At 38.6% G+C, this 14532-nt stretch carries 15 protein-coding genes; 11 read left to right on the top strand and 4 right to left on the bottom strand.

Annotation, left to right across the window (positions count from 1 at the left end):
- Positions 1-58: 58 nt before the first annotated feature.
- The 3 genes from rsfS to CTY47_RS11535 all read left to right on the top strand — a co-directional run bounded on the left by rsfS (position 59) and on the right by CTY47_RS11535 (position 3544).
- Positions 59-418 (top strand): ribosome silencing factor, encoded by a 360-nt coding sequence (rsfS, locus tag CTY47_RS11545; protein ID WP_099464946.1) that lies wholly within the window; start codon positions 59-61, stop codon positions 416-418.
- Between the two features lie 28 nt (positions 419-446).
- The gene (ftsH, locus tag CTY47_RS11540; RefSeq protein ID WP_099464945.1) at positions 447-2498 is read left to right on the top strand and encodes an ATP-dependent zinc metalloprotease FtsH; all 2052 of its coding nucleotides are present in this window, start codon (positions 447-449) and stop codon (positions 2496-2498) included.
- Between the two features lie 212 nt (positions 2499-2710).
- Positions 2711-3544, top strand: a complete 834-nt coding sequence (locus CTY47_RS11535; RefSeq protein ID WP_099464944.1) for a phosphatidate cytidylyltransferase — start codon at positions 2711-2713, stop codon at positions 3542-3544.
- Here CTY47_RS11535 and porT read toward each other — a convergent pair.
- A complete protein-coding gene (gene porT / locus CTY47_RS11530; RefSeq protein ID WP_099464943.1) occupies positions 3531-4232 on the bottom strand; it encodes a type IX secretion/gliding motility protein PorT/SprT in 702 nt (233 codons plus the stop codon). The two genes, CTY47_RS11535 and porT, sit on opposite strands and share 14 nt — an antisense overlap.
- 153 nt (positions 4233-4385) lie before the next feature.
- On the opposite strand from porT, the gene CTY47_RS11525 reads away from it, so the two are divergent.
- Complete coding sequence (locus CTY47_RS11525) at positions 4386-4556, top strand: DUF362 domain-containing protein (RefSeq protein ID WP_005854886.1); 171 nt, start codon at positions 4386-4388, stop codon at positions 4554-4556.
- Positions 4557-4662: 106 nt separating this feature from the next.
- Here CTY47_RS11525 and CTY47_RS11520 read toward each other — a convergent pair whose 3' ends face one another.
- Entirely contained in the window at positions 4663-5022 is a 360-nt protein-coding gene (locus CTY47_RS11520; RefSeq protein WP_099464942.1) for a DUF3276 family protein, read from the bottom strand.
- Positions 5023-5248: 226 nt separating this feature from the next.
- On the opposite strand from CTY47_RS11520, the gene nusB reads away from it, so the two are divergent.
- The 5 genes from nusB to CTY47_RS11495 all read left to right on the top strand — a co-directional run bounded on the left by nusB (position 5249) and on the right by CTY47_RS11495 (position 8720).
- Positions 5249-6175, top strand: a complete 927-nt coding sequence (gene nusB / locus CTY47_RS11515) for a transcription antitermination factor NusB (RefSeq protein ID WP_099464941.1) — start codon at positions 5249-5251, stop codon at positions 6173-6175.
- A gap of 62 nt (positions 6176-6237) precedes the next feature.
- Positions 6238-6552 carry a preprotein translocase subunit YajC gene (gene yajC / locus CTY47_RS11510; RefSeq protein WP_099464940.1) on the top strand — a complete coding sequence of 105 codons (315 nt, stop codon included), beginning with the start codon at positions 6238-6240 and terminating at the stop codon, positions 6550-6552.
- Positions 6553-6566: 14 nt separating this feature from the next.
- Entirely contained in the window at positions 6567-7577 is a 1011-nt protein-coding gene (locus CTY47_RS11505) for a YbbR-like domain-containing protein (protein WP_099464939.1), read from the top strand.
- Positions 7570-8172 carry a dephospho-CoA kinase gene (coaE, locus tag CTY47_RS11500; protein ID WP_099464938.1) on the top strand — a complete coding sequence of 201 codons (603 nt, stop codon included), beginning with the start codon at positions 7570-7572 and terminating at the stop codon, positions 8170-8172. Before CTY47_RS11505 ends, coaE begins: the two co-directional genes overlap by 8 nt.
- A 107-nt stretch (positions 8173-8279) precedes the next feature.
- Positions 8280-8720, top strand: coding sequence for a DUF5606 family protein (locus CTY47_RS11495; protein ID WP_099464937.1), 441 nt, complete (start codon positions 8280-8282; stop codon positions 8718-8720).
- Positions 8721-8778: 58 nt separating this feature from the next.
- Here the strand turns inward: CTY47_RS11495 and lon are convergent, their stop codons facing one another.
- The gene (gene lon / locus CTY47_RS11490; protein ID WP_233202170.1) at positions 8779-11253 is read right to left on the bottom strand and encodes an endopeptidase La; all 2475 of its coding nucleotides are present in this window, start codon (positions 11251-11253) and stop codon (positions 8779-8781) included.
- Between the two features lie 85 nt (positions 11254-11338).
- Here lon and CTY47_RS11485 point away from each other — a divergent pair, with 85 nt between their 5' ends.
- On the top strand, positions 11339-12046 hold the full coding sequence (locus tag CTY47_RS11485) for a tRNA1(Val) (adenine(37)-N6)-methyltransferase (RefSeq protein WP_099464936.1): 708 nt from the start codon (positions 11339-11341) through the stop codon (positions 12044-12046).
- Positions 12047-12076: 30 nt separating this feature from the next.
- Here the strand turns inward: CTY47_RS11485 and CTY47_RS11480 are convergent, their stop codons facing one another.
- Complete coding sequence (locus CTY47_RS11480) at positions 12077-13048, bottom strand: diacylglycerol/lipid kinase family protein (protein ID WP_099464935.1); 972 nt, start codon at positions 13046-13048, stop codon at positions 12077-12079.
- Between the two features lie 199 nt (positions 13049-13247).
- Between CTY47_RS11480 and spt the strand changes: the two genes are divergently transcribed.
- A complete protein-coding gene (gene spt, locus CTY47_RS11475) occupies positions 13248-14435 on the top strand; it encodes a serine palmitoyltransferase (protein ID WP_099464934.1) in 1188 nt (395 codons plus the stop codon).
- The last annotated feature ends 97 nt before the right edge of the window (positions 14436-14532 follow it).

Here is a 14532-nt window from a genome sequence, read left to right as displayed (position 1 = left end):
ATCATAATAAATTTAAGAAGTATATTTGCGACTCAGAAAATTATTCAATACAAAATAGATGGATCAAACAAAAGAATTAGTAAAAGCGATTGTTGAAGGCCTTCAGGAAAAGAAAGGCAAAAATATTGTAACCGTGGATTTAACCCAATTATCAGGGAACATTTGTGAATATATGATAATTTGTGAAGGAAACACACCTACCCAAGTTTCAGCACTATCAGATTCAGTATGGGACTTTGCCCGTAAAGAAACCGGAGAAAAACCTCTGTCCATTGATGGAAACCAGGGAGCCCAGTGGATTGGCATGGATTATGGCACGGTTCTTGTACATATATTTTTACCGGAACAGAGGGAATTCTATAATCTGGAAAATCTTTGGGCAGACTCCAAAGTAACTCAAATTCCTAATCTGGATTAACGACCGGTTTTAATTAGATTTATCTTTTATGGAAAATAAAAACAACATGTTTAATAAATCTCCGAAGAACGGCAAGCCGAAGATGTTTCGTTTTAACCTGTACTGGATGTACGGATTAATATTCATGATGCTTATTGCATTGTATATGACAAACGATTCTTCAGGATCAAAAGAGTTGGGCTGGACTGAATTTCAGAAGCTGGCCAAAGATAATGTTTTCGAAAAAATGGTAGTTTACAACAAAAAGAACCTGGTTGAAGCTACTGTAAAGAACGGAAAAACCGACCTTGTTTTTAAAGGAGATAACAGCCGCCTTGGTAATTCTCCGAAAGTATTCGTAAAGATACCTTCGGCTGATAAATTCTCCGATTTCTACGATAATGCTGTAGCCAACGATCATATTGATACACAAGTCAGCTTTGAAGAAGGAGATGATACAATGTGGAACTTCCTCGTATCATTCGGTCCTATCATTCTACTTATTGTTGTATGGATATTCCTTATGAGGCGCATGTCCGGCGGAGCCGGAGGTGGTCCCGGAGGTGTCTTTAGCGTGGGCAAAGCAAAAGCCCAGCTTTTTGATAAGGATAACCAAAAGAAAGTTACGTTTAAAGATGTAGCCGGATTATCCGAAGCAAAACAGGAAGTGGAAGAAATCGTATCATTCTTAAAAAACCCGGACAAATATACCGAACTGGGAGGTAAAATACCTAAAGGCGCATTACTTGTAGGCCCTCCGGGAACCGGTAAAACATTGCTGGCAAAAGCAGTTGCAGGCGAAGCCGATGTTCCATTCTTTTCACTGTCAGGTTCCGACTTCGTAGAAATGTTCGTTGGTGTGGGAGCTTCACGCGTGCGTGACTTATTCCGCCAGGCAAAAGAAAAAGCACCATGTATTGTATTCATTGACGAAATTGATGCAGTAGGGCGCGCCCGTGGAAAAAACGTCAACATGAACAGTAATGACGAACGAGAAAACACATTGAACCAGTTACTTACAGAAATGGATGGTTTCGGTTCCAATAGTGGTGTTATTATTTTAGCAGCAACAAACCGTGCAGATATCCTGGACAAAGCATTGCTTCGTGCCGGACGTTTTGACCGACAGATTCATGTAGAATTGCCCGATTTGAACGAACGTAAAGAAATATTTGGTGTACATCTTCGTCCTATCAAAATTGACGACAGTGTCGATACTGAATTTTTAGCTCGCCAGACACCGGGATTCTCAGGTGCGGACATTGCTAACGTTTGTAACGAAGCAGCCTTAATAGCAGCGCGCAATGGCAAAAAATTTGTACAGAAAGAAGACTTTATGAATGCAGTAGACCGTATTGTCGGAGGTCTGGAAAAACGTACCAAGATCACAACAACCGATGAACGTAATTGCATTGCCAATCACGAAGCCGGCCATGCTACGCTAAGCTGGTTGCTTGAACATGCCAATCCTTTAGTAAAGGTTACAATCGTACCAAGAGGAAAAGCATTAGGAGCAGCATGGTATCTTCCGGAAGAACGCCAAATCACCACCCGCGAACAATTACTGGACGAAATGTGTGCTACGCTTGGAGGACGTGCCGCTGAAGAATTATTCTTAGGAAAAATTTCAACAGGAGCATCCAATGATTTGGAACGTGTAACAAAACAAGCATACGCAATGGTTGTTTATTTTGGAATGAGTGACAAATTGCCTAACTTAAATTATTATGATTCGACAGGACAAGATTGGGGATTCACCAAACCATATAGCGAAGAAACAGCACGACTGATCGACCAGGAAGTACAAATAATAATAAACGAACAATATAAACGGGCTAAAAAAATCCTGTCGGAAAACACGGAAGGACACAACGCTTTAGCAAAAGTTTTATTGGAACGCGAAGTTATATATGCTGAAGATGTAGAACATATTTTTGGTAAACGGGCCTGGATTTCACGTTCGGAAGAAATCCTTGAATTGCAAAGTAAAACAAAGAATGGAGAACAAACCGAAGCAGAAAAAAATAAAGCGGAAGATAAAGATGACAAAAATGTCGTGCCGGAAAATGACAGTAAGGCAGAATCCGAACAAATAGCCTGATCGTTTTCGGAAATAACTTTTTTGATTTTGTATACCATCTCTCTAAAATATCATCCCGATCATTTCACAAAAACATCAAGATGATTTTGTGAAATGATCGGGATGATATTAGAAAATGATCGAGATATCAGGATCAGGCATATTGTAATTCGATATTTTTATGTAGGTTTGCATCCGAAACAAATTTTATACGAAAACAAAACATTATAATCTTGAATAATCTGATAAAACGAGCATTAACCGGTGTAATCTTTGTAGCGGTTATGTTGGGAGCTATTTGTTTCCATCCAATATTGTTTCTGGTTATATTTACTCTTATCACAGCTCTTTCTTTATGGGAATTTTATGGGCTAATGGATCACTATGAAAATACAACCATTCAGCGGGTTATCAGTTCTATTGGAGGTGCCTACCTGTTCATAGGGACATTCATGTTTGCAAACGGATTAGCAGACAGAAACATATTCCTGCCCTACCTTTTATTTTTGATGTATACATTGATAGCCGAGCTCTATCACAAAGCCCCGAATCCTATAAATAATTGGGCATTTACATTACTAGCCCAGGTATATTGTGCAGGGACATTTTCCATGTTGAATTTTATAACTTCCATTCCCAATACTCCGGGTGAAATTGTTTTCACTCCGTTATATGCATTAGCTATATTTGTATTTATCTGGCTAAACGACACAGGTGCATATTTAGTAGGTTCACGTATAGGTAAAAGAAGATTATTCGAACGAATTTCGCCTAAAAAATCATGGGAAGGTTTTTTCGGAGGGCTTGTCGTTGTATTAGCATCTTCACAGGTTTTTGCTTGGTATGCACCAGAAATCAGCAGATATAACTGGTTGGGACTTTCATTTTCAATTGTTCTTTTCGGCACATGGGGAGATTTAATAGAATCGCTGCTAAAACGCACGTTAGGTGTAAAAGATTCCGGTAAACTATTGCCGGGACACGGAGGCATGCTCGACAGGTTTGACAGTGTGATGATGGCTATACCTGCTTCTTATATCTATATTGAACTTTTTATTCGAAATTAAACGTAAGGACAACCATTCGTGAAGTTGCTTTCGAAAGAGCATCTGTATATTTTATCAGGTCACGATCATTCAAGCTAGACCGGTCTTTTTCCAGTAAATCAACCAGGCCAAAACAGAATTTCAACTCCGGGCACAATTTAAAAAAGGGTAAATAAATATCGCATCCTATACCAAACTCCAGTCCGAAGTCTGCACCTTTCAACAAAATAGGATTGTCTTTCTTACGCCCCAAATCAAATGAACCGTATATACCGCCAATCAAGTAAGGGCGATAATTATTAAGACGCAAAGCAGTATACTTTACATCCAACGGGAAAGACAAGTAAGTAGAACGCGTATTCGTTGTAAACTCTTCACCTGTGGATTGCTCACGAAAAATAAACTTCTTGTCTCCAAAATGAATTGTAGGAACCAAACGCAAATTAAAATATGGATTCAAATATAAATCACCTATAACTCCGACACTAAATCCCGGAGAATAAGAAGGTATTTCAGCAAACCAAGTTTCGCCATTTGTTGTAACACCAGAATTAGTCAACAACAAGTCTTGCGCATGCAGACCTACATGGAAACCTAAATGGAACCACTTCAAATCGGCATACGGTTGATTCTTCACCCTTTCCTTTTGTGCCATAGCTCCTGTGGTAGCCAGACACAACACGCATAATACAAATAACAAACGTTTCAACTCTGATTCAATTTTGAATTATAACGGAAAACAAATAAAGTTATTGCAAAAATGCACCTAAATGGGCAAAATAAAGCAGCAGATATTTTTTTAATACAAAGAAAGCTCTAATTTTGCACCAACTAATAGTTATCAATTTAAACGTTTAATAAAATGGCTTACGTAATTAGCGACGATTGTATTGCTTGCGGTACATGTATTGATGAATGTCCGGTAGGAGCAATTTCAGAAGGTGATAAATACAGTATCAATCCTGAAATGTGTACAGACTGTGGAACTTGCGCAGATGCTTGTCCTACAGAAGCTATCCATCCGGCAGAATAAATATCGCAGGAAAAATAGGATTACTTGTTAAATACAAGTACCTATAAAAGTAATGGGCTGCTTTTCTTGATAAAGAAAGCAGCCCATTATCTTTTTTCTTTTTTTCTCAAAACTCTATATCGAGCTTTATCTCATCAGAAGCATTATCCCCTTCTTCATTTTCAAGTTGAACATCCGGCCCTTTACCTTCATTGCATCTCTTAATGTAATGAATTACATCGTTCAATCCATCCATGAATTTGTCAAAGTCTTCTTTATACAGGAAAATTTTGTGTTTTTCAAAAGATACTTGCGTTCCGTCCTTAGGTTGAATCTTTTTACTTTCAGTAACAGCTAAAAACAAGTCATCTTTTAAATTCTTCTTCACATCCAGATAATAGATCCGTTTCCCTGCTTTGATGGCTTTAGAATATAAAATTTCTTTATCACCACCCTCAACATGTGTTTTCCTTATAGAATCTTCCATGACAGCTAACATTTATTAATACACCCGTCCCATTTATCATAACTAGCCTCAAATATGTGCATTTTTTTTTAAATAGCAACTATTTTAACGTATCAAAATACCACCCAAACAGCCGTAAATTCAAAATATCATCTAATGCATATAAAATTAAGCAAACTCCCTCTTTTTTATAAAAAGAATAGCTACCTTTGCAACCTAAATTTATAACAAGAAGTTCTTTCAAACGATGATCAACAGAATTTTAATCCGCATTAAAGTTTTACAGATAGTATATTCTTACTATCAAAATGGTAACGGTGACCTCAAAGTAGCGGAAAATGAATTACTTTTCAGCCTCCAAAAGTCGTACGACTTATATCATTATTTCCTTCTTCTTATTGTTGAAGTAACAAACCTTCAAAAACGTCTGCTCAATACCCGTAAAAACAAGTACATGCCTACGGAAGCAGAGTTAAATCCGAACACACGCCTGACAGACAATCGTTTTGCAGCCCAGGTTGAACAAAACGACGCTTTGAAAAAGTATGTTTCAGAACAAGGTATTTCATGGAGTAATGACCAAGATTTTATAAAAGCCGTACTTGAGCAGATTCTTGATTCCGATTTATATGCAGAGTACCTGGCTAACAAAGACGATTCGTACGAAACTGACAAAGAATTCTGGCGTACCGTATTCAAGAAAATTATATGTGGCAATGAAACGGTAGAAGATTATCTGGAAGATAAAAGTATTTACTGGAATGATGATATAGAAATTGTCGAAACTTTCACCCTAAAAACCATCAAGAAGTTTGAAGAAAAGAACGGAAGTAAGCAGGCTTTATTGCCCATGTTCAAAGATATGGAAGACAAGTCGTTTGCAATCCAGTTATTCAGACAATCATTATTGAAAGGAAAAGAATTTCGCGAACGAATAGAAAAACATATAAAAAATTGGGAAACAGAACGTATTGCAAATATGGACCTTATCATAATGCAGGTTGCCATAGCCGAAATCATGACGTTCCCAACTATTCCGACAATCGTTACCCTGAACGAATATATAGATACTGCAAAATACTACAGCACTCCCAAAAGCGGAACATTTATTAATGGCATACTCGATTCCATAGTAAGTGAGTTAAAAAAAGAAAAGTTATTGCTTAAAGACTAATTATTATACTTACATTTGCACATATTGTTTTTGATATTAACTTGTAAATTAATTATAATAGTATGAGCTTAATTAGTATTTTACTTCAAGCTGCTGGTGCCGGCCAGTCTCAATGGTCTGGCATTCTAATGATGGTCGTAGTTGTTGCCATCTTCTATTTCTTTATGATTCGTCCGCAACAAAAGAAACAAAAAGAAATCCAGAAAGCACGCGAAGCATTGCAGACCGGAGATAAAGTTATCACATCCGGGGGCATATACGGAAAAATAAAAGAAATCGGAGACATTTACATGCTGATAGAAATTGCAGACGGTGTTCGTATCCGTGTAGATAAAACTTCTGTATTCGCTTCATCAGAGGACGCACAGCAAAAGTAATTAACAACGAATTCATGTTAAGGCTTGAAAACTTATTACAACTATTCAAGTCTGTCCTACAAAAGGCTAAAGTTTTTTTGCGTTGCAAACGATGGAAAGAAACTTTAGTCTTTTTCTCATTTATACTCCTGGCTTTAGGATTTTGGCTTCTTCAAAGTTTACAGCAGGAATATGAAATAGAGATCAATATTCCGGTCAGATATAAGAATGTTTCGCCCGAAATCGCTTTTACAGACACCGTTCCCAGCAACGTCACAGTACATGTAAAAGACAAAGGAAGTGTTTTATTAAACTATTCCTTCGGGAGACGTTTTGCCCCTATTGACGCTGATATGAAAAATGTCAATAAAAAGAACGGAACATTCCATATAAGCAGAAAAGTCATTGAAAGTGACATTCTGAAGCAACTCATATCTACCACTTCGTTAATCAGTTTCGAGCCTCAGCAGATAGATATCAGCTATAGTAAAAGCGTTCAAAAGAAAATACCTGTAGCATTTAACGGAGATATTCATATTAATGCAGGATTTCAACAATCCGGCGAAATCATAATATCACCACCTGTGGTTAATGCCTATGCAAGTGATGTCATATTAGATTCGCTAACTGCTATTCAGACAGTTTATACTGAAATAAAAGATGGCGACAAAACAGTTACCAAAAATATACCTCTACAAAAAATTCCCGGTGTAAACTACGACCCGTCTACAGTTACAGTAACTATTCCGATAGAGGAATATACGGATAAAACTTTAGATATCCCCGTTAGTTGTAAGGGTATACCTAGTCATTATACATTAAGGATGTTTCCGGCTGTAATTAAGGTGACATGCAGTGTACCGCTTTCACGCTTTAAAGAACTTTCGGCCGACCAGTTTTCTATTGAAATCCCATTTGCAAACCTGGAACAAAACATGTCAGGAACATTACCTATCGAGCTTTCCGTTAAACCGGACTGGATACGCAATGCAACCTTATTCCCCGACAAAATAGAATTTATTCTGGAACAAAACAGCCATGATTAAAATAGGTATAACCGGAGGAATAGGAAGCGGAAAGTCGGTCGTAGCAACTATTTTGCAGCTAACCGGAATACCGGTATATATTGCCGACAAAGAAAGCAAACAACTAACTGACAGTTCACCTGCCATACGAAAACAACTCATAGAACTACTCGGTAAAGATATTTATACAGAGCAGGGACTGAATAAAAAATTATTAGCTTCTTATATTTTCAATAATCCTGAGTGCCTCAAACAAGTAAATGCAATTATACACCCGGAAGTAAATAGTCATTTCCAAAACTGGGTACGCAATCAGCATTCCAATATCTGTGCTATTGAATCAGCAATACTTTTTGAGTCAGGTTTTAACAAAACAGTTGATGTAAACCTGATGGTTTATGCGCCCATAGAAATCCGCATAGCCAGGGTACTAGCCCGCGATAACGTTTCCCGGGAAGAAATCATACGGCGTATTTCCAATCAGATGTCCGACGAACAAAAAAAAGAACTATCGGACTATGTTATATACAATGATGATATTCATGCCCTATTACCCCAGACAAATCAATTCTTAAACTATTTAACCTCACGACAACCACAAGATAATGCCGAATAAAAGGTAACAGCTATACGTTTTTTCCCCCCATTTGTATCTGTATATTCGGTTAGTTGTACTACATTTGCAGCTTTAAAGTTTAACACTATTAGAAAACAAAGAATATTATGTTGAAGACTATTTTGTCTATTTCGGGAAAACCCGGCCTGTTTAAACTGGTTTCCCATGGAAAAAACATGCTGATTGTTGAGTCGTTAACAGACAAGAAGAGAGTACCTGCCTATGCAAAAGATAAAGTGATCTCTTTAGGTGACATTGCCATCTATACAGACGAAGCAGAAGTTCCTTTACATGAAGTGCTGACCAGCGTTAAGAATAAAGAAAACGGCGCTAAAGTGTCTATTAACACTTCCACTGCAAAACCAGAAGAATTACGTACTTATTTCGCTGAAATATTACCGAGCTTTGACCGTGATCGCGTATATCCGAGTGATATCAAAAAATTATTAAGCTGGTATAATATCTTAATAGGAGCTGGCATCACAGACTTTACACCGGAAGAGCCTGCTGAAGAAGCAAAAGAAGAAACCATAGAAGAAGCAAAATAAATATGATTCGATATTACAAAAAAGGGTTGTCCTAAAGTGGACAATCCTTTTTTATTTCCTAAAATAGCGGATTACTAACCTTCTCATTGAGCAAAGCCAAATCCACCACTTGTTGTATATCATCTACATAATGGAATGTTAACCCTCTCAGATATTCAGGTTTAATCTCATCAATGTCTTTCTGGTTTTCCCTGCATAGGATCAATTCCTTAATGCCGGCGCGTTTAGCTGCCAGAATTTTTTCTTTGATACCGCCAACAGGAAGTACTTTTCCACGAAGTGTTATCTCGCCTGTCATCGCCAGATTACTTTTCACTTTACGCTGTGTAAAGGCAGACACTAAAGAAGTTACCATCGTAACACCTGCACTCGGACCATCTTTAGGAATAGCACCTTCAGGTACATGCACATGCACATTCCAGTTTTCAAACAATTCTTCATTTATATTAAACAAAGACGCATGGGCATGGATATATTCAAGAGCCAGCATGGCAGATTCCTTCATCACATCGCCTAAGTTACCGGTCAAAGTCAGTTTCGAACCTTTTCCTTTACTCAAGCTGGATTCTACAAACAATATTTCTCCACCAACAGCAGTCCATGCAAGACCGGTTACTACACCTGCATATTCGTTACCCTGGTATTTATCCCGTGTATATTCTACTGCTCCCAGATACTCATGCAAGTCTTCCGGCTTAATAACAGAAGGTATTGGTTCGTCCGATGCAACTTTACGAGCCAGTTTACGCATTACCTTTGCTATCTTTTTATCCAATTCTCTGACTCCGCTCTCACGCGTATACGACTCAACAATTGCCTGCAAAGTCTTTTTCTGAAACTTCACTTTCCCTTTTTCTATGCCATGAATGCTCAATTGCTTCGGAACAAGATGTCTTGCCGCAATTTCAACCTTTTCTTCCATAATATAACCGCTCACTTCAATAAGTTCCATACGGTCTAATAAGGGTTGCGAAATCGTATTCAGGTTATTTGCGGTAGCAACAAACATTACTTTGCTCAGATCATAGTCTATATCCAGGTAGTTGTCATGGAAGGCATTATTCTGCTCAGGGTCCAGCACTTCCAGTAATGCTGCTGCAGGATCACCTTTAAAATCATTCGTCACCTTATCGATTTCATCCAGAATGAATACCGGGTTAGACGTTCCCGCCTTCTGTAAATTCTGAATAATACGTCCGCACATAGCACCGATATATGTACGTCTATGACCGCGTATTTCTGCCTCATCATGAAGGCCACCCAGAGAAACACGGACATACTTACGATTCAAAGCCTCGGCAATAGACTTTCCTAGAGATGTTTTACCTACTCCCGGAGGTCCGTAAAGACAAATAATCGGCGACTTCATATCACCTTTCAGTTTCAGGACTGCAAGATGTTCAATAATACGTTCTTTTACCTTTTCCAATCCGTAATGATCTCTATCCAGAACCTTCTGCGCATGAGACAGGTTAAAGTTATCTTTACTATACTGGTTCCATGGCAGATTTACAATTGTCTGCACATATTGCGTCTGGATAGAAAAATCAGGAGATTGAGGATGCAGACGTTCCAGTTTACGCAATTCTTTTTCAAATATTTCGGCAACTGCAACCGGCCATTTCTTTTTAAAAGCTTTCTCACGCAATTCCTTTATCTCCAGCTCATTGATATTCCCGCCCAACTCTTCCTGTATCGTCTTAATCTGCTGTTGGAGGAAATATTCTTTCTGTTGCTGGTTTATATCTTCGTGTGTCTTCATCTGGATGGAAGCTTTCAGCTCCACCAACTGATACTCGCGATTCAAGATAAAAAGCAAACGGTAAGCACGATCTTTCAAGTCCCCGATCAAAAGAAGTTGCTGTTTTTCGGATGCACCACTTGGAATATTGCTACACGAGAAATTTACCAGATACAGTATGTTCTGATTGTTCTTTATAGAAAAGATAAGATCACGCGGAGGATCGGCTACTGCCCCCAACATCTTTATTGTCAAATCCTTTATAGTAGAAATAAGAGCTTCAAACTCGCGGTCGCTCTTATCTGGCACAGTATCTTCCAGAATTTTAATCTGTCCGGTGAGATACGGTTCCGTTTCAACTAAACTATTCAGTTCAAAACGCTTCTTACCTTGCAAAATAACCGTAGTTGTCCCGTCCGGCATTTCCAATACGCGGACAACATCAGCAATCACACCAGTTGTATACAAATCATCGAATCCCGGTTCTTCGGTTGCCATGTCTTTTTGGCAAACCACACCAATCAAACTCTTCTTATGCAGTGCTTCCTTTATTAATCGCATCGACTTGGGACGCCCCACAACAACAGGCATAGCGACTCCCGGGAATAGCACCATATTACGAAGCGGAAGAATAGGGACTACATCCCCTACTTTATCTACTCCTTCAGTAAAATCTTCATCCACATCGCATTCTGTAAGAATTGGCATAACAATCCCTATATTGTCATCCATATCATCGTATGATTCCGGGCTAAATACTCTCTTTTTTCCTTTCATATATACATTAATCATTGTATATGTTAATACAATAAACGTGCCAAAGTTACAGATTTTAGTCCGAATCTGACTACTTTTGCATCAGCAATAATAAAATGATATGGCAAATCCTTATTTTCAATTTAAAAAATTTACCGTATGGCATGACAAATGTGCTATGAAGGTAGGTACCGACGGGGTTCTTTTGGGAGCCTGGGCTAACACATATCTTTGCAAAAACATATTGGATGTTGGTACCGGAACAGGACTCATTGCACTAATGCTGGCACAGCGTAGCACAGCTCAGGCAGATGCAATAGATATAGACGCAGATGCATGCCTTCAGGCAAAAGAGAACATACAGGCTTCTATTTTCGCCGGACAAATCAATATTTATCATACCTCTTTTGAAGAGTACATAAAACAAACCGATAAAAGATACGACCTTATTGTATCCAATCCGCCTTATTTTACAGATTCCTTAAAATGTCCGGATCATAAACGAACTACTGCACGACATACAGAAAGCCTTCAGCTTTTCGACTTGATAACCGGTTGCCTGCAAATCGTAACATCAAACGGAAGAATCGCATTAATACTACCTTTTGACAAGAAAGAAGAACTGATGAAAATTGCAGAAGAGAACAAGCTTTTTGCCATCCGCATCACAAACGTCATTCCTGTACCCGGAGCCGAGCCAAAAAGAATACTGATCGAATTATCGCCTGCCCAGTCATTAAAAATTGAAAATGAACTCACAATCGAAGAAGCCCGCCATCAATATACTCCTGAGTTCAAAACATTAACCAGAGACTATTATCTGAAATAAACAAAAAACCACCAACAACACGTACCACTTTTATTTAAAGATATAAGGAAGCCTTTTATCAAAAAAACGGGTCACTTCATCAAATAAATAATGTACTTCTTCCGAGAAAGAAACAACCTCCGGTGTAAGTACTTTCAATGCTCTTGGTTCCAGTGTTATATCTATACGGCTTTCGGCCATAATAGGTTCGCCATCCAGGTGCATGACTCCCGGTTTCTGACGAATAATAGTAACCTGATGCGCCTTCATTGTCTTGATCTTACTATTACGATCTATCTGTTTTGTAAATAACTGTATTGCAAGAGGTGCAATATCAAGTGGGGTAAACGGAGAAAGAATAGTAACATCCATCTGACCGTCCTGTATATTTGCATGAGGAGCTATAAAAGCATTATTACCATATTGAGAAGCATTAGCACAAGCTACCAGAAAGGCTTTTTCCTTTATTGTCTGGTTATCCACCTGTAACTCGTAAGGTTCCGGCTTATAACTTAAGTATTCTTCAACCGTATTTTTTATATATGTAAGAGAACCACGACGTTTTTCATTTGCAAATTTCTGGCTTACAGCAGCATCAAATCCAACGCCGCAAGTACAGAAAAATACACGTCCGTTAGCCCTGCAACAGTCAATGGTAGTAACATGGCCTTTACTGATCAAGTCTACCGCCCTACGGATTTCCATAGGGATATGCAACTCACGGGCCAAACCATTACCCGAACCTTTCGGGACAATACCCAACACTGCATCCGAATGGATCATGGCACGTGCTATCTCATTCACCGTTCCGTCGCCCCCCACAGCTATTATATAATGTACGCCATCCTTTATTGCCTGCTTTGTAAGCTCACTGGCATGACCTGCGTATTCGGTAAAAGTTATATTTAACGAACAATGACTCCGAAGGCACATTTCTTCTATCATCTTAGGAATCTTACGCTTTGAGCCAACCCCGGATATAGGATTAATAATAGCTTGTACCTTTATATCACATCCGTTCATTTTGAATTTATCTTTAACATTTGAGAAGACAAAAATAATGCTTTTATAAAACTTTTAAAGCATTTGGACTACTATAAGTTATTTTTTTACTACTTTTGCGGCTGGATTTGTCGAAACATAGATGCTGATATATCGGCAAATCGGAATTCTTTCATACAGAATAAACAAATAGCGAGAAATCATTCTCTTAATAACACATATGAAACTTTTACAAGAGAAATTAGCAAAGTACGATGCTCCTCAAAGAGCTATGGCAGCAGGGATTTATCCCTATTTCAGAATGATTGAAAGTGATCAGGACACAGAAGTGATGATCAGTGGTAAAAAAGTTCTGATGTTTGGTTCAAATGCGTACTTGGGATTAACAAACCATCCTAAAGTAAAAGAGGCAGCTATTGAAGCCATTAAAAAATATGGTACAGGTTGTGCCGGTTCACGATTCCTTAATGGAACGTTGGACTTACATATCCAATTGGAAAAAAGATTAGCAGAGTTTGTTGGTAAGGAAGATGCCATCGTATATTCTACAGGCTTTCAAGTTAATTTAGGCGTGGTTTCCTGTGTAACAGGACGTGAAGATTACATTATTTGGGATGAATTAGACCATGCATCTATTATAGAAGGCCATCGCCTTTCTTTCTCCACCAAATTAAAATACAAACACAACGACATGGATTCGCTGGAGAAACAACTCCAAAAATGCGAACCGGACAAAGTAAAACTGATCGTTATAGATGGCGTATTCAGTATGGAGGGCGATGTTGCCAAATTACCGGAAATAGTTGCTTTGGCTAAGAAATATAATGCTAGCGTAATGGTAGACGAAGCACACGGTATAGGTGTATTCGGCAATCAAGGACGCGGAACCTGTAACCATTTCGGCGTAACAAATGATGTTGACCTGATTATGGGAACATTCAGCAAATCTTTCGCTTCTATCGGCGGATTTATCGCAGCTGACGAATCAGTAATCAACTATTTACGCCACCATTCCCGCTCATATATCTTCAGTGCAAGTAATACTCCGGCTGCAACCGCTGCTGCCAATGCTGCTCTGGATATTATGTTGAGCGAACCTGAACGTATACAACACTTATGGGATCTGACACATTATGCACTAGACGGTTTCCGTAATATGGGTTGCGAGATAGGTCATACTTCCACTCCTATTATACCGTTGTTCATCCGTGATAACGATCTTACATTCCTTATTGTAAAAGAATTATTCGAAGCAGGCATATTCGTAAACCCGGTAGTAGCTCCGGCTGTAGCATCAGAAGACACGCTAATCCGTTTCTCTTTGATGGCAACTCATACGAAAGAACAATTGGATTATGCCTTGGAAGCTATTCATAAGGTATTTAAAAGCCACGGTTTAGTAAAATAATCAGCAAGTCTGACAGAATATAAACAGAAAGCCCGGTAGTAAACAGTTGCTACCGGGCTTTCTTACATATTTTTATCGGCACATGCGGAAGTGTTAG

This window comes from Parabacteroides provencensis (assembly GCF_900232875.1).
GTDB lineage: Bacteria > Bacteroidota > Bacteroidia > Bacteroidales > Tannerellaceae > Parabacteroides > Parabacteroides chinchillae.
This window is presented reverse-complemented; position numbering and strand designations above follow the sequence as displayed.